The sequence below is a fragment of the Castellaniella sp. WN genome (assembly GCF_054457555.1).
Genome location: NZ_JBTKZC010000002.1, coordinates 671,091 through 684,976, shown reverse-complemented (window position 1 = coordinate 684,976; position 13,886 = coordinate 671,091). Strand labels below are relative to the sequence as shown.

At 68.5% G+C, this 13,886-nt stretch carries 13 protein-coding genes; 1 reads left to right on the top strand and 12 read right to left on the bottom strand.

What is annotated here, in order from left to right; genetic code table 11:
• Positions 1 to 35 precede the first annotated feature (35 nt).
• Positions 36 to 1,097: a Holliday junction branch migration DNA helicase RuvB gene (gene ruvB / locus ACTPOE_RS17215; RefSeq protein WP_458873431.1), complete on the top strand. Its 1,062-nt coding sequence runs from the start codon at positions 36 to 38 to the stop codon at positions 1,095 to 1,097.
• 46 nt (positions 1,098 to 1,143) lie between these two features.
• Here ruvB and ACTPOE_RS17210 read toward each other — a convergent pair whose 3' ends face one another.
• From ACTPOE_RS17210 to ACTPOE_RS17155, 12 genes are all read right to left on the bottom strand, one after another.
• Entirely contained in the window at positions 1,144 to 1,461 is a 318-nt protein-coding gene (locus ACTPOE_RS17210) for a helix-turn-helix domain-containing protein (protein ID WP_458873430.1), read from the bottom strand.
• Complete coding sequence (locus ACTPOE_RS17205) at positions 1,458 to 1,799, bottom strand: type II toxin-antitoxin system RelE/ParE family toxin (RefSeq protein WP_458873429.1); 342 nt, start codon at positions 1,797 to 1,799, stop codon at positions 1,458 to 1,460. Before ACTPOE_RS17205 ends, ACTPOE_RS17210 begins: the two co-directional genes overlap by 4 nt.
• A gap of 242 nt (positions 1,800 to 2,041) precedes the next feature.
• Positions 2,042 to 3,028, bottom strand: a complete 987-nt coding sequence (locus tag ACTPOE_RS17200) for a hypothetical protein (RefSeq protein WP_458873428.1) — start codon at positions 3,026 to 3,028, stop codon at positions 2,042 to 2,044.
• Complete coding sequence (locus ACTPOE_RS17195; RefSeq protein WP_458873427.1) at positions 3,018 to 3,773, bottom strand: SHOCT domain-containing protein; 756 nt, start codon at positions 3,771 to 3,773, stop codon at positions 3,018 to 3,020. Before ACTPOE_RS17195 ends, ACTPOE_RS17200 begins: the two co-directional genes overlap by 11 nt.
• 146 nt (positions 3,774 to 3,919) lie before the next feature.
• The gene (locus ACTPOE_RS17190) at positions 3,920 to 6,406 is read right to left on the bottom strand and encodes an autotransporter domain-containing protein (protein WP_458873426.1); all 2,487 of its coding nucleotides are present in this window, start codon (positions 6,404 to 6,406) and stop codon (positions 3,920 to 3,922) included.
• A 200-nt stretch (positions 6,407 to 6,606) separates the two neighbouring features.
• Positions 6,607 to 8,541, bottom strand: coding sequence for a DNA helicase RecQ (gene recQ / locus ACTPOE_RS17185; RefSeq protein ID WP_458873425.1), 1,935 nt, complete (start codon positions 8,539 to 8,541; stop codon positions 6,607 to 6,609).
• An 11-nt stretch (positions 8,542 to 8,552) separates the two neighbouring features.
• Positions 8,553 to 9,140: a Holliday junction branch migration protein RuvA gene (ruvA, locus tag ACTPOE_RS17180; RefSeq protein WP_458873424.1), complete on the bottom strand. Its 588-nt coding sequence runs from the start codon at positions 9,138 to 9,140 to the stop codon at positions 8,553 to 8,555.
• 44 nt (positions 9,141 to 9,184) lie between these two features.
• Entirely contained in the window at positions 9,185 to 9,733 is a 549-nt protein-coding gene (ruvC, locus tag ACTPOE_RS17175) for a crossover junction endodeoxyribonuclease RuvC (RefSeq protein WP_458873423.1), read from the bottom strand.
• A gap of 13 nt (positions 9,734 to 9,746) precedes the next feature.
• Positions 9,747 to 11,342, bottom strand: coding sequence for a bifunctional phosphoribosylaminoimidazolecarboxamide formyltransferase/IMP cyclohydrolase (purH, locus tag ACTPOE_RS17170; protein WP_458873422.1), 1,596 nt, complete (start codon positions 11,340 to 11,342; stop codon positions 9,747 to 9,749).
• 42 nt (positions 11,343 to 11,384) lie between these two features.
• The gene (locus tag ACTPOE_RS17165) at positions 11,385 to 11,624 is read right to left on the bottom strand and encodes a helix-turn-helix domain-containing protein (RefSeq protein ID WP_269359276.1); all 240 of its coding nucleotides are present in this window, start codon (positions 11,622 to 11,624) and stop codon (positions 11,385 to 11,387) included.
• Between the two features lie 18 nt (positions 11,625 to 11,642).
• Entirely contained in the window at positions 11,643 to 12,653 is a 1,011-nt protein-coding gene (gene dusB / locus ACTPOE_RS17160) for a tRNA dihydrouridine synthase DusB (RefSeq protein ID WP_458873525.1), read from the bottom strand.
• Between the two features lie 36 nt (positions 12,654 to 12,689).
• Positions 12,690 to 13,841, bottom strand: a complete 1,152-nt coding sequence (locus ACTPOE_RS17155) for an FAD-dependent monooxygenase (RefSeq protein ID WP_458873421.1) — start codon at positions 13,839 to 13,841, stop codon at positions 12,690 to 12,692.
• Between the last annotated feature and the right edge of the window lie 45 nt (positions 13,842 to 13,886).

Genomic DNA, 13,886 nt, shown 5'->3' with positions numbered 1-13,886 from the left:
ATAATCCCGATACTGGATATCAACACAGTCTTTTCATGGCCATCCAAGCAGATTCCCTCTCGGCCCGCCCGCCCGAACCCCGTCTGGTGACGCCGGACGTGGCTTCGCGCGCCGAGGACTCCGTCGAGCGCGCCTTGCGGCCCAAGTCCCTGGGGGACTACGTCGGCCAGCGGCGGGTGCGCGAACAGCTGGACATCTTCATCGCGGCGGCCCGCCAGCGCGGCGAATCGCTGGACCACGTGCTGCTGTTCGGTCCGCCCGGCCTGGGCAAGACGACCCTGGCGCACATCGTGGCCCACGAAATGGGCGTACAGCTGCGCCAGACCTCCGGCCCGGTGCTGGAACGCCCGGGCGACCTGGCCGCCATGCTGACCAACCTGGAGCGCAACGACGTCCTGTTCATCGACGAGATCCACCGCCTGTCGCCGGTGGTCGAGGAAATCCTCTATCCCGCGCTGGAGGACTTCCAGATCGACATCCTGATCGGCGAAGGCCCCGCCGCCCGCAGCGTCAAGATCGATCTGCAGCCTTTCACCCTGGTGGGGGCGACCACGCGCGCCGGCATGCTCACCAATCCGCTGCGCGACCGCTTCGGCATCGTCTCGCGGCTGGAATTCTATTCGGCCGACGAACTGGCCCACATCGTGCGGCGCAGCGCCGGCCTGCTGGGCGCGGACGCGACGGACGACGGCGCCGCCGAGATCGCCCGCCGCTCGCGCGGGACGCCGCGCATCGCCAACCGCCTGCTGCGCCGGGTGCGCGATTATGCCGACGTGCGGGCGGGCGGGCGCATCGACACCCCGACCGCCCAGGCGGCGCTGGCGATGCTGGAAGTCGATCCCCAGGGCCTGGACCTGATGGACCGCAAGCTGCTGGAAGCCATCGTGCACAAGTTCGATGGCGGCCCCGTCGGGGTGGACAGCCTGGCCGCCGCCATCGGCGAGGAACGCGACACCATCGAGGACGTCATCGAGCCCTATCTGATCCAGCATGGCTATCTGCAGCGCACCCCGCGCGGCCGCATGGCCACGCGCCGCTGCTGGGAGCACCTGGGCTTGAAGGCCCCGGCCGCCGGAGGCGGGGGGGAACGGTTTTAGTGTTTGGCGTGCTGGCTGCGCCCGAAGGGCGGCAGATCCGCTGCGTTCAAAGGGTGGCAAGCCGTTCGACGGTGTCCGGGTAACGTTCCACCAGGCGGATCAGCAGCGCGGCCTGGGCGTTGGGCTTTGCGCGCCCCTGTTCCCAGTTTTCCAGCGTGCGCGGATTGGTGCGCAAGTAACGCGCGAATACGCCACGCGACAGGTTCAGGCGCTGACGCAGCTTGGTCAGTTCGTCCGCGGTGATTTCAAGTACAGGACCCACGTCGACGACGTGGCGGCGCAAGGTGATTTTCCCTGCGCGCTCGGCCGTCAGGGCCTCGAATCCTTCCGTCAGTTCGGCAAACAGGTTGCGCTTGTTTGTCATAGGGCGCGTGCCTTCAGTTCGTTGTGCAACAGAGTGGCCAAGAGCGCACGTTCTTGAGTGGACAGATCGTCCATTTCATCTTTGTCATACACAGTGAACAACCAGAACTGATGGCCTGCGGTCCAGGAGTAGCAGATTACGCGCAACCCACCTCGTTTGCCCTTGCCGCGACGTGCGTCGAGGAATCGGACTTTGCGCAGCCCGCCAGTCCCTGGAATCACATCACCCGCGTACGGCTGTTGGAGCAGAATGGATTGCAGAGTACGAAAGGCAGAGTCGTCCAGGTATCGTTCACGGTGCCGCTGGAACGCCGGCAGCTCGATGAAAATGGCCTTCATCGCTATTTTATCCGTTAATTGCGTATAGATAAAGAAAAGCTGCTGTGCCGCGTATCACTAGGCAGGTTGCACGGTTTGGGTAGGCGCGTGCAGGCATGACCGGGATCCAGTGGAGATGGGCGGCCATTGTGAGTCAGGCGTATCGACCTCGCCAGCCTGGAAAATCCGGACGGATAAAAATGTCCTGGCGGGTCTTGGGTGCGCAACGGGCCTTGCTTCGAGACTCCGGCTTCAAGGTTCGCCTAGAACTCCAATGCCTCGAAACGAACGGCCTTCAGGCGGTCTTTTTCGAACTGGAACAGGGGCATGACGGCGCCGTTGGCATCGCCGCACAGGGGGATGACCAGTTGCGGGGCGGTCTCGACCGAGCCGCCGTCGGTGTCGTCGGGGTCATAGGGTGTGCCGTAGCGCCGCAATGCCGTCACGGTCTCGGCCCGGGAGGCGCCGATCTTGAGGCCCGCGGGCAGATAACGGGCGGGATCGGCCGCTTTGGCCAGGAAGTCCATGTCGCCGAACAGAGGGACGTTTTTCAGGGGCATGCAGGTGTCCAGGTTCTGCAGCGTCCCCAAGGAAAAGCTGTACAGGACGGCGTGATCGGCCGGCGGGGGGTCGTCCGGCTGGTTTTCGGGGGCCAGCGCGTCAGGCAGCACACCGTCGTAGCGCAGCACCAGCCCGCCATCGCTGAGGTACAGCCCGTGGTCCTTGGGGTTGTTGCTTTTTGGGACGGCCCCGTCGCTGGTACCCAGGTCGATCAGGGTCGACTCGTCCTGGTCGAAGTCGGCGAGCAGGTAGCCGATCACGCCGTAATGGGGCGGCTGCAGGTAGCGTTCCAGCACGACGTAGCCGCCGCGCTGGCCAGCCACCGAAGGGCAGCCCAGGTTGCGGTCGATGATGCCGTCCTTCAGCAAGTCGGTTTCTTCGGGATCGCCCGGACCGTGGGGCTGGCGGTACAGTTCCTGGCCGTTGAGCTTCAGCACCTGGCGGTTGTTGGTTTCCATGCTGTTTTCGCACTCGAACACGCCTTTCGGGGTGTCGACGCGCATGGATTCGGCCATGGCCGGCCCGGGCAGGGCGGCGAGCCAGCCGGCGGTCAGCAGGCCGGCCAGGGCGGGGATCAGGGGGCGAGGCCGCTTGCGCGACGATGGCGCGATCTGCAGCGGTGATGGTTCGGTCCGCAGCGTCGGCGTTTCGACTCGCAGGACTGCGTCCAAAAGACGATCACAGTTCATTCAGGATCTCTTGCTTGCGGGATTCATAGTCCTGCGCGCTGATCAGGCCCTGATCGCGCAGCGCTTTCAATTGTCGCAGGCGGGCGGCCGCGTCGCCACCGGTGGGTGCTGAGGTGCCGCCTGACGAGGTGGTGGTGAAGCTGCGCAGATCGAAGGTCACGGGTGAGCCGGCGCCTTTTTTCATCTTTTGGGTAAAAGCGGTGATGAGATCGTCTGCCGAGACGCGTCCGCCGAATCCTGAGCTGAGCCCTGCGCCCAGCCCTCCGGTCGGGTGCTCGGCCTGTTGGCGCCTGGACCACAGGACCAGCAGCGTCAGCAGGACCCAGGCGCCCGCGCCGTAGATCAGAGTGGAGACGCCGATGGCCCGGAGCGTCACTTCCTGGACGTGGCCCTCGCGTGTGCAACGGATCGTATGGGCCGTGCCGCTTTGCCCTGGCTTGTAGGAATAGTTCCGGGATGAAATGTCCATGTCGCCGTCGCACAGCACCGGGGCCGCCACGGTCAGCAGCGGCGGATGCAGCGCCCCGCCGGCCGTGGCGATCATCAGGCCGATGAACAGACCGATGGGGATCCGGAGCCATTGATAGCCGAGCAGCCGGGACAGAAATTGGTTGCGGATGGAAAAGAGCGCCGACAGGCCGGGGAGGCGGCGGCGCAGGAAGAACAGGATCACGATCGGGAGGGCAATGGGCAGGACGATGCCCAGGATCGTGATGCCGGCGGCGATACTGCTTTCGTCGTTCATGGGGCGTGCCTTGGTCCGCCGGTCTGCCGGACCGGCTCTGTCGGCAGCTTAGCCGAGGCGGGTACGCCGCCGCATCCTTCAAATGAATGAAGTTTTGATGGGGCGGGGTGTTCCCTGGCGTGGAGCCGGCCGGACCTGAGGCACGTTCAAAACGCGTACTTCACCGCCGCCGCGCCGCCGAAGCCCTGGCGGCGGCCGACATAGCCCTGCAGGCCGATGTCGATGCTCAGCGCCTGGCGGCTGTTGGGCGTCAGGGTCAGGCCCAGTTCGAAGACGCCGGTGTCGCCCTTGAGGCTGGGGCTGGGGGTGTCGAAGCCGTAGACGGTGGCGCGAGCGACGCCGTCGAACTCATGTTCCCAGGCGGCGCCGGCCCAGACGCGGGTCTGGTCGCCGTAGGCGTGGATGAAGCGCGCGCCCAGGCGGGTGCGGCTGGAGTCGACGGCCTTGAAGTCGTAGGGGGCGCCGGCGATGTCGGCGCTGTCGCTGTCCAGATGAGACCAGAAATACTGGGCGTACAGGTCGGCGCTGGAGCGCTCGCCCAGGGGCAGGCGGTAGCCCGCGCCCAGGTGGGCGCCGACGTAGGCGGCCTTGCTGTCGTAGGACGCCGATTGTCCGTTGGCGCCTGTCAGATCCTTGCTGCGCCAGTCGCTGTCCAGGCGCCCGGCGCGCAGGGAGGCTTCGACGTAGGCGCCCAGGTCGGGCGTGGCGCGGTCGAAGTCGTAGTGCGCCAGCACCCCGGCGCCGACGTAGTGGCTGTTGCCGCTGCCGCGTACGGACTGGCCGGCGAAATCGTTGTCGCTGTCGTGGCTGCCGTAGCCGGCTTCGATGAAGGGGCCGACCGTCAGTTCGCCCACGCCGGGGGCGAAGCGCCGCGCGACGCCGGCCATCAGCGACACGCCATCGACTGTGACGTGCGAACCCGATTCGTAGCGCGAATGCCCGCCCGCGACCGCACCGAAGGCGGTCCAGTCGCCCGAAGCGGCGGCGTTACGGGCGCGGTGCATGCCCAGGCCTGCGGCCAGGTCGCCGCCCTGATTGGCCAGGGCCAGCATGCTGGCGCGGCCTTCGACGGGGGCCTTGCTGGCCTCGCTGGCGCTGACATCCTGCACGGTGGCGGTCAGGGCCGTGCCGTCGTTGACCACGTCGAACTGGTAATCCAGGGCGAAACCCTGGTGGCTGGTGACCCGGGTGGGCGTGGCGGAGTAGGTGCTGGAGCTCAGGCCCGCCGCGTTGCTGAGCAGCGTCGCCTGGGTGCCCGTCGGCAGGACACCCGCGTCGCCTGCGACGCCGATCAGGGCGCCGGCGCTGCCGAGGTCCGTGGCGGCCCCGCCACCGATCGTCAGCATGGGTGTGGCCGCCGACACGCCCTTGGGCAGCAGGAACTGGTAGGTGTCGAAGGCGGAGACGCTCTTGGCGGTGAGCCCGGCGGAGCGGACCTCCAGGGTGTTGTCGCGGATGAGAACGTTGGGATCGGCAACAAGGCTATAGCCGCCGAAGAGTTCGACGTTGTTGAGAATGGGCGTGCCGGCCAGGATGATGCGGTTGCCTTGGACGGTGCCGTGTTGGGACTGGCCGGCATAGACCTTGCCGGAGGCAATCCATGCCTTGTCCAGGATGGAGACCGTATTGCCGATGGCATCGCCGGTGTTACCCGCCGAACCGGCCGTGATGATGGTGCCGGCAACAAATATGCTGTTGCCGCTGAGGATGATGTGGTTACCGATGGCGTTGCCGTTCAGCACAGCACTGCCGCCGGTCAGATCCGAAGCGACATTTGCGTGGCCTGTGATCAGGATGGTATTGCCGTTGGCGTCGCCGTTTCCGCTCGCTCTGCCGCCCGTCAGAAATCCAAGGGTTCTTGCCTGATCCGTGACCAGGATGGTGTTGCCGTTGGCATTGCCGGCCGTGCTGTAACCGCCAAAGCCGCCGGGGTTGGTGAGTGTGATGTCGCTGTTGCCGCCGAAGACGAGTTGATTGCCCGATGCGTCGCCCTTGCTGTAACCGCCGTAGATACTGCCGTTGATCCGAGCGCGATCCTGGATGGAAACAATGTTGCCAGTGGCCTTGCCAGCGGGTGCGTGGCCGCCGTAGAGGGGGCTATTGTTGATGACTTGTGCATCATCCAGGATAGAAATGAGGTTACCGATGGCGTCGCCGTTTTGCGCGTATCCCCCCCGGATGTAGATGGCGGAAATCGTGCTGTTACCGCTCAGGATGATGCGATTTTCAACAGCATGGCCGTTGACGCTGGCCTCGGTAGAGCCGCCTGCCAAGGTCGCGTTGAGTCCTGCGCTGTCCGTGACAAGCAGGGTGTTGCCGCTGACGCTGCCGTGCGCGCTGTAACCGCCGTGGACGTAGAAGGTGGATGGGATGCCTGAGCCGTTTATGGTGACTTGGTTGTTGAGCGCGTTACCTTGCAGGCTGTAGCCTCCCCTGACGTAGAGGACGCCCGGATCGGTATCGATGAATACGCGACCACCGCTGGCGTCGCCCGTCGTGGCGCAGACGCCGATGTAGTCGGCGCCGCACGCGGTGCCCGTGCTGCCTCCGCTGTTGGCCGCCCACGCGGGGACGGAAAACGCGGCCAGGCAGGCCAGGGTGGCGGCGCAGGGCCGCAAGCGGATGGATTTCATGGATGCTCCCGGGGTTCTTGTTCTTGGGCGGGATGAAGCGCCGCCTCCCAGCCTGAAGGCTAGGCAAGACCGGCCTTTCGCGCATCCTTCAAATGCATGAAAATGCGTGCGGATTCGGGGTTTTCCCCGGGGCGGGCGGGCGGCGTGGCGCAGGCCCGCCGACCGGATCGGCATGACCGGGCGCGCACCCGGCCCGCGCGTCAATCCCGGATCTGCCCCACGCAGGCCACCACGTCGGGGCCGTAGGTTTCCAGCTTGCGCGCGCCCACGCCGCTGACGCCGGCCAGGGCGTCCAGGCTGTCGGGGTTGCGCAGGGCGATCTCGCGCAGCGTGGCGTCGTGGAAGATCACATAGGCCGGCACATTGTGCTCGCGCGCGGTGCGCGCGCGCCAGGCGCGCAGATGTTCGAAGCGCGCCAGGGCGTCGGGCGGCAGGGCGTCTAGTTGCGCAGTCGTGGTGGTGCGTTGGCGGCTGGCTTTGGCGCGTTTGACGGCCACGGGGCGCAGCATCAGGGTGCGTTCGCCCTTCAGCACGGCGCGGCTGGCCTCGGTCAGCGCCAGAGTGCCGTAGCCTTCCAGGTCCACCGTCAGCAGACCCAGGGCCAGGGCCTGGCGCAGAATGCCGCGCCAGGCGTCCACCGACAGGTTCTCGCCCACGCCGAAGACGCTGAGCGTGTCGTGTCCCTGCTGTTTGACGCGGTCGGTCATCTGGCCGCGCAGGATGTCGATCAGGTGGCCGCCGCCGAAACGCTGGCCGCGCTCGCGCATCAGGCGGTAGACGGTCGACAGCAGCTTCTGCACAGCCACGGTGCCGTCCCAGGCGGCGGGCGGTTCCAGGCAGGTGTCGCAGTTGCCGCAGGGCTGGATGGTCTGGCCGAAATAGGCCAGCAGGTCCTGGCGCCGGCAGGTGACGGTCTCGCACAGGGCCAGCATGGCGTCCAGTTGGCGCATCTGGCGGCGCTGGTGCAGGGCGTCGCCGTCCGAATCATCGATCATGCGCCGCTGCTGCACCACGTCCTGCAGGCCGTAGGCCAGCCAGGCGTCGGCGGGCAGGCCGTCGCGTCCCGCGCGCCCGGTCTCCTGGTAGTAGCCTTCGACGGATTTGGGCAGGTCGATGTGGGCGACGAAGCGCACGTCGGGCTTGTTGACCCCCATGCCGAAGGCGATGGTGGCGACCATGACGATGCCGTCCTCGCGCAGGAAGCGCGCCTGGTTGTCGGCGCGGGTGCGGGCGTCCAGACCGGCGTGGTAGGGCAGGGCATCGATGCCGTTGCGCGACAGGAATTCGGCCGTCTGCTCGACGCGCGAGCGCGACAAGGCATAGACGATGCCGCATTCCCCGGCGTGCTCGGCGCGGATGAAGTCCAGCAACTGGCGCCGGACTTCGTGCTTTTCGATGATGCTGTAGCGGATATTGGGTCGGTCGAAGCTGGCGACGAACTGGGGCGCTTCGTTCAGCGACAGGCAGGCGACGATGTCGGCGCGCGTGGCCGCCGTCGCGGTGGCGGTCAGGGCCACACGCGGCACGTCGGGCCAGCGTTCGGCCAGCCGCTTCAGGTCCTGGTATTCGGGGCGGAAATCATGCCCCCATTGGGACACGCAGTGGGCCTCGTCAATGGCGAACAGGGCGACGTGCCCGCGGTCCAGCAGATCCAGGCAGCGCGGGGTCAGCAGGCGTTCCGGGGCGACGTACAGCAGGTCCAGTTCGCCGCGCACGAAGGCCTGTTCGACCTCTCGGGCCTGGGCGGACGTCTGCGAAGAATTCAAAAAGGCGGCGCGCACGCCCAGTTCCAGCAGCGCGTCGACCTGATCCTGCATCAGGGCGATCAAGGGCGAGATGACGACGCCCGTGCCCGAACGCACCAGGGCCGGGATCTGGTAGCACAGGGACTTGCCGCCCCCGGTGGGCATCAGCACCAACGCGTCGCCGCCGCCGATGATGTGTTCGATGACGGCCTGCTGTTCTCCCCGGAAGGCGTCGTAGCCGAAGACTTCGCGCAGCGCGTCCAGGGCGTCGGCGTAGCGCGGCGGCTGCGCGGGCGCCGCGCCGCGCGGTCCGGCCGCCCGGCCGCCGTCCCGAAAGTCCATGGGCTGACCGTCTTCGTCCCAGAAGGGGATCAGATCGTCGTCGTGCATGACCGTCCTGCTCAGGTTCGCGACAAGGCTTTCAAGGCCTGGCGGATGCCTTCGGACACGCTCAGGCCTTCGGGCAGGGTGCCCATGGCGCGGCGCGCCTCGGCGGCGGAATAGCCCAGGGCCTGCAGGGCGTTGAGCACGTCGCCGCCGCTTGTCGCCGGCACCGTCGCGCCGTCGGGCCGTGTCAGTCCGGCGACGGCGCCGAGTTTGTCGCGCAGTTCCAGCAGCAGGCGCTCGGCGGTTTTCTTGCCGATGCCGGGCACCTTGATCAGGCGGCCGGATTCCTGCTGTTCGACCGCGTCGGCCAGATCCTCCACGCTCAGGCCCGACAGCACGGACAGGGCGGTGCGCGCGCCGATGCCGCTGACCTTGATCAGCGCCCGGAAGGCGGCGCGTTCGGCGGGTGTGGCAAAACCGTACAGCACATGGGCGTCCTCGCGGATCGCCAGATGGGTGTGCAGGGTCACGGTCTGGCCCACGGGGGGCAGCTTGTAGAGCGTGCTCATGGGCACGTCGATCTCGTAGCCCAGACCGCCGGCCTGGACGCAGACCGTGGGGGGGGACGATTCGATCAAGGTGCCGGTGATGCGGCCGATCATGGCTGACTCCGTGGTTTGGGGTGAATGCGGGGTGTGAACAGGCCTCAGGACACCAGGCGGCCGGTGCGCAGGCGGCGCCGGCCCATGCCCAGGGTCTCGGGCGCCAGCGCCTGCAGGCGTCCGGCCAGCGGCGCGCAATGGGCGTGGCAGATGGCGCAGGCCAGGGCGTCGGCGGCGTCGGGGGCGGGTTCGCCGTCCAGCGACAGCAGGTGGCGCACCATGGTCTGGATCTGTTCCTTGCTGGCGCGGCCGGTGCCGACCACGGCCTTCTTGATCTGCAAGGCAGTGTATTCCTCGACGTCCAGGCCGCAGTCGGCCAGGGCGCACAGGGCGGCGCCGCGCGCCTGGCCCAGCAGCAGAGTCGAGGCCGGGTTGGCGTTCAGAAAGACTTTTTCCAGCGCCGCCTGGTCGGGCCGGGCGTCGCGGGCGACCTCGCGCAGATTGTCCAGGATGACCTTGAGGCGTCCGTGCAGCGGCAGGGCGGGCGGCACGACGATGGTGCCGCTGGCCACGTAGCGCAGCCGTGCGCCCTGGACTTCGATCACGCCGAAGCCCGTGCGCCGCAAGCCCGGATCGACCCCCAGGATGATCATCGATGCCCGGACGTCAATGGCGGAAGTGGCGGGTGCCGGTGAAGACCATGGCGATGCCGCGTTCGTCGGCGGCCGCGATGACCTCGTCGTCGCGGATGCTGCCGCCCGGCTGGATGACGCAGGTCGCGCCCGCGTCGGCGACCACGTCCAGACCATCGCGGAACGGGAAGAAGGCGTCGGACGCGACCGCCGAACCCGCCAGCGTCAGCCCGGCTTTTTCGGCCTTGATCGAGGCGATGCGGGCCGAGTCGATGCGGCTCATCTGGCCGGCGCCGACGCCCAGGGTCATGCCCTGGCCGCAGAAGACGATGGCGTTGGACTTGACGTACTGGGCGACGTTCCAGGCGAACAGCAGGTCGCGCATCTGTACGGCGCTGGGCGCCAGGCGGGTGACGACGCGCACGTCGGCCTCGGTGGCCGACAGATTGTCCGGGTCCTGGACCAGCCAGCCACCGCCGACGCGCTTGACGTCGTAGGGGTTGTGGGTCGTGCCCAGGGGGACTTCCAGCACGCGCACGTTCTTCTTGGCGGCCAGCAGGGCCAGGGCGGCACCGGTGTAGGCCGGGGCGATCAGGACTTCCAGGAACTGTTCGGAGACGGCCTGCGCGGCGGCTTCGTCCACGGGGGTGTTGAAGGCGATGATGCCGCCGAAGGCCGAGGTCGGGTCGGTCTTGAAGGCCTGCTGGTAGGCGGCCAGGGCGTTGGCGCCCAGGGCCACGCCGCAGGGGTTGGCGTGCTTGACGATGACGCAGGCGCCGGTCTGGAAGCTGCGCACGCATTCCCAGGCGGCATCGGCGTCGGCGATGTTGTTGTAGGACAGTTCCTTGCCCTGGATCTGGCGGTAGCCGGCCAGCAGGCCCGCGCCGACCAGGGCGTCGCGGTAGAAGGCGGCGCCCTGATGCGGGTTCTCGCCGTAGCGCAGGGCCTGTTCGCGGCGCATCTGCACGGTCAGCACGCGCGGCCAGGTCTCGCGTTCGGGGACTTGGGCGGGTTCGGGTTCGCGGGCCGCCAGGCTGCTGAGATAGGCGGCGATGGCGCCGTCATAGGCGGCGGTGTGGGCGTAGACCTTGGCGGCCAGTTCCAGGCGCAGGCCGTAGGAGGGCTGGCGGGCCGGGCCGTCCAGGTCGGCCAGCACGCGCGGGTAGTCGGTCGGGTCGATCACCACGGTGACGCCGCCGCCGGCCGGGGAGCCGTGGTTCTTGGCCGCCGAGCGCAGCATGGCCGGGCCGCCGATGTCGATGTTTTCGATGGCGTCGGCCAGGATGCAGTCCGGCTTGGCGACGGTCCGCTGGAAGGGGTACAGATTGACCACCAGCAGATCGATGGGAGGGATGTTCTGGTCCTTCAGCGTTTGCAGGTGCGCGGGATCGTCGCGGCGTGCCAGCAGGCCGCCGTGGATGCGCGGGTGCAGGGTCTTGACCCGGCCGTCCAGGATTTCCGGCGAGCCGGTGTGGGCGGCGACCTCGGTGACGTTCAGGCCGGCCTCGGCCAGCAGGCGGGCGGTGCCGCCGGTCGAGAGGAGGGAGACCCCGCGCTGGGCGAGGGCCTGGGCGAATTCGACGATGCCCGATTTATCGGACACGGAGATCAGGGCGGTCTGGATGGTCATGGTGGCGGCAGGGAAGGAAAAGAAAACGGGAGCCTCAGGCCTTCAGGCCTGGATCTGGTGCGTCTGCAGTTTTTTACGCAGGGTGCCGCGCGTGATGCCGAGCATGTCGGCCGCGCGCGTCTGGTTGCCCCCGGTGCGTTCCAGCGCGACTTCCAGGACGGTGCGCTCGACGCACAGGCCGACCATGGACAGCATGTCGTGCGGAGTCGAGTCGCCCAGGTCCTCGAAATAGCGTTCGAGCTGTTCGCGGACGGCGTGTTCCAGGGGGGTGGTGGTGCTCATGTCGGATCGATCGGAGAATCAGTGAAAGGAAGGCGCGGGTTCCAGGACAGTGTCGGCGGACCGCTCGTCGAACCATCGCCGCAGGGCGTCGGACTGCAGCGCCGTGCTGTCCAGCGCCATGATGCGCGGCAGCAGCGTGTCCGCGCCCGGCAGATCGGCCAGGTACCAGCCGATGTGCTTGCGGGCGCTGCGCACGCCGGTGCGCTCGCCGTAGAAGGTGTAGTGGTCGTCCAGGTGGCCCAGCAGATGTTCGCGCAACTCGCCGTAGGTGGGCGGCGGCAGGTGGGTGCCGTGCGCCAGGTAGTGGGCGATCTCGCGGAAGATCCAGGGCCGTCCCTGGGCGGCGCGGCCGACCATGATGGCGTCGGCTCCAGTGTAATCCAGGACGCGGCGGGCTTTTTCCGGCGAGTCGATGTCGCCGTTGGCGATCAGCGGGATGCGGATTTCCCGGCGGACTTCGCGCAGGGTGTCGTATTCGGCCTGCCCGTCGTACAGGTCGCAGCGGGTGCGGCCGTGCAGCGTCAGGGCGGCGATGCCGCAGTCCTCCGCCAGGCGGGCGATGCGCACGGCGTTGCGGCTGCCGCGGTCCCAGCCGGTGCGGGTCTTCAGGGTGACCGGCACGCCCAGCGGGGCGCAGGCGGACACCACGCGGTCCAGGATGCGGGCGACCAGGGCTTCGTCGCGCAGCAGCGCCGAGCCCGAGGCGACGTTGCAGACTTTCTTCGCGGGGCAGCCCATGTTGATGTCGATGATGCGCGCGCCCTTGCGGATGTTGAACACGGCCGCCTCGGCCAGCATGTCGGGATCGGCCCCGGCGATTTGCACCGCCACGGGGTCGGGCTCGCCGTCGTGGTTCAGGCGGCGCGCGGTCTTGACGCTGTCCCACAGGCGCGGGTTGCAGGCCGCCATTTCCGAGACCGCGTAGGCTGCTCCCAGGGCCTTGCACAGGCGCCGGTAGGGGCGGTCGGTGACCCCCGCCATGGGGGCCACGCAGACGGGATGGGGCAGGGTCCAGGATCCGATGCGCATGGCGGGCATTGTAGGCTGTCCTTGGGACGGGCAGGCCTACAGCCGCTGGCCCTGCAGCAGGTGGCGGGCCAGAGGCTTGCGCAGCGCCGGCAGCAAGTCCAGGGCGGCCAGCCCCAGGCCGCAGGCGTGGCGCGCCAGCGGGTTGGCCGTGGCGAACAGGCGCGGCAGGGCGTCGGTGACGCCCAGGGTCAGGGCGCGGTCCATGCGGCGCCGCCGGGCATGATGTTCCAGCAGGGGCCGGGCCGGGGCGTCCGGCGCCGCCAGCCAGGGCCGCAGCGTCTGGGCCAGCTGGGCCGCGTCGCGCAGGCCCAGATTCAGGCCCTGCCCCGCGACTGGATGCAGGGTCTGGGCGGCGTTGCCCACCGCCACCAGGCCCTGGCCCGGCAGGCTGGGGCCGGCGTGCAGCGACAGAGGAAAGGCGTGGGCTTCGCCCTCCCGTCGCAGACGGCCTAGGCGTTGGCCGAAGGCCGCCTGCAGCGCTGCGTCGAATTCAGTATCCGGCAGGCCGATCAGGGACCGGGCGCGTTCCGGCGGGACGCACCAGACCAGGCTGTAGAGTGCGTCGCCGGCCGGATGCGGCAGCAGGGCCAGCGGGCCGGTGCGGGTGAAGCGCTCGAAGGCGCGGCCCGGCAGCGGGGCTGTGGCCCGCACGGTCGCCAGAACGGCGTGCTGGCCATATTCCCGGTGCAGGCCCCGGGGGCGGGCGCCGTCGGACAGCAGCGCCAGGCGCGCGGTGCGCGGTCCGTCCGCCAGATGCAGCCGCACGGGCGAGCCCGCCAGGGGCCGGGGCGGCCGTTCCGTCACCAGCGCGACGCCGGCGCGGCGCACGGCGGCGTACAGCGTGTCGAGCAGGTCGTCATAAGCGACCACGCAGCCCAGCCGGGGAACCCCCAGCTCGGCCTGGTCGATCAGCGTACGGCCCAGGTGGCCGGCCTGGGATACGTGCACAGTCAGGATGTCGGCGCCGCGTTCCGGCCAGGCGCCCAGGATTTCCAGGAAGCGGCGGCTGCCATGGTTCAGGGCCAGAGCGCGCGGGTCGATGGCCTGTCCGGCCGGGCGCGGCGCGGGCTCCGGGCCCATCAGGGCGATGCGCGCGGGGTCCGGGGCCGCGTCCGCCAAGCTCAGGGCCAGTGCGCAGCCGACCGGGCCGGATCCCAGGATGGCAATGTCGTAGGTCGGAGGGGCCATGGGTGCTCGAATGGCGAAAAGACCCATTTTAGAATGCTTCGAGGA

Excerpts from the sequence above, each read along its gene's own strand:
- ACTPOE_RS17190 (WP_458873426.1), bottom strand. The coding sequence starts at position 6,406 with ATGAAATCCATCCGCTTGCGGCCCTGCGCCGCCACCCTGGCCTGCCTG.
- ACTPOE_RS17205 (WP_458873429.1), bottom strand. The coding sequence starts at position 1,799 with ATGAAGGCCATTTTCATCGAGCTGCCGGCGTTCCAGCGGCACCGTGAA.
- ACTPOE_RS17195 (WP_458873427.1), bottom strand. The coding sequence starts at position 3,773 with ATGAACGACGAAAGCAGTATCGCCGCCGGCATCACGATCCTGGGCATC.
- ACTPOE_RS17210 (WP_458873430.1), bottom strand. The coding sequence starts at position 1,461 with ATGACAAACAAGCGCAACCTGTTTGCCGAACTGACGGAAGGATTCGAG.
- ACTPOE_RS17155 (WP_458873421.1), bottom strand. The coding sequence starts at position 13,841 with ATGGCCCCTCCGACCTACGACATTGCCATCCTGGGATCCGGCCCGGTC.
- ruvB (WP_458873431.1), top strand. The coding sequence starts at position 36 with ATGGCCATCCAAGCAGATTCCCTCTCGGCCCGCCCGCCCGAACCCCGT.
- purH (WP_458873422.1), bottom strand. The coding sequence starts at position 11,342 with ATGACCATCCAGACCGCCCTGATCTCCGTGTCCGATAAATCGGGCATC.
- ACTPOE_RS17165 (WP_269359276.1), bottom strand. The coding sequence starts at position 11,624 with ATGAGCACCACCACCCCCCTGGAACACGCCGTCCGCGAACAGCTCGAA.
- ruvA (WP_458873424.1), bottom strand. The coding sequence starts at position 9,140 with ATGATCGGCCGCATCACCGGCACCTTGATCGAATCGTCCCCCCCCACG.
- recQ (WP_458873425.1), bottom strand. The coding sequence starts at position 8,541 with ATGCACGACGACGATCTGATCCCCTTCTGGGACGAAGACGGTCAGCCC.
- ruvC (WP_458873423.1), bottom strand. The coding sequence starts at position 9,733 with ATGATCATCCTGGGGGTCGATCCGGGCTTGCGGCGCACGGGCTTCGGC.
- dusB (WP_458873525.1), bottom strand. The coding sequence starts at position 12,653 with ATGCGCATCGGATCCTGGACCCTGCCCCATCCCGTCTGCGTGGCCCCC.
- ACTPOE_RS17200 (WP_458873428.1), bottom strand. The coding sequence starts at position 3,028 with ATGAACTGTGATCGTCTTTTGGACGCAGTCCTGCGAGTCGAAACGCCG.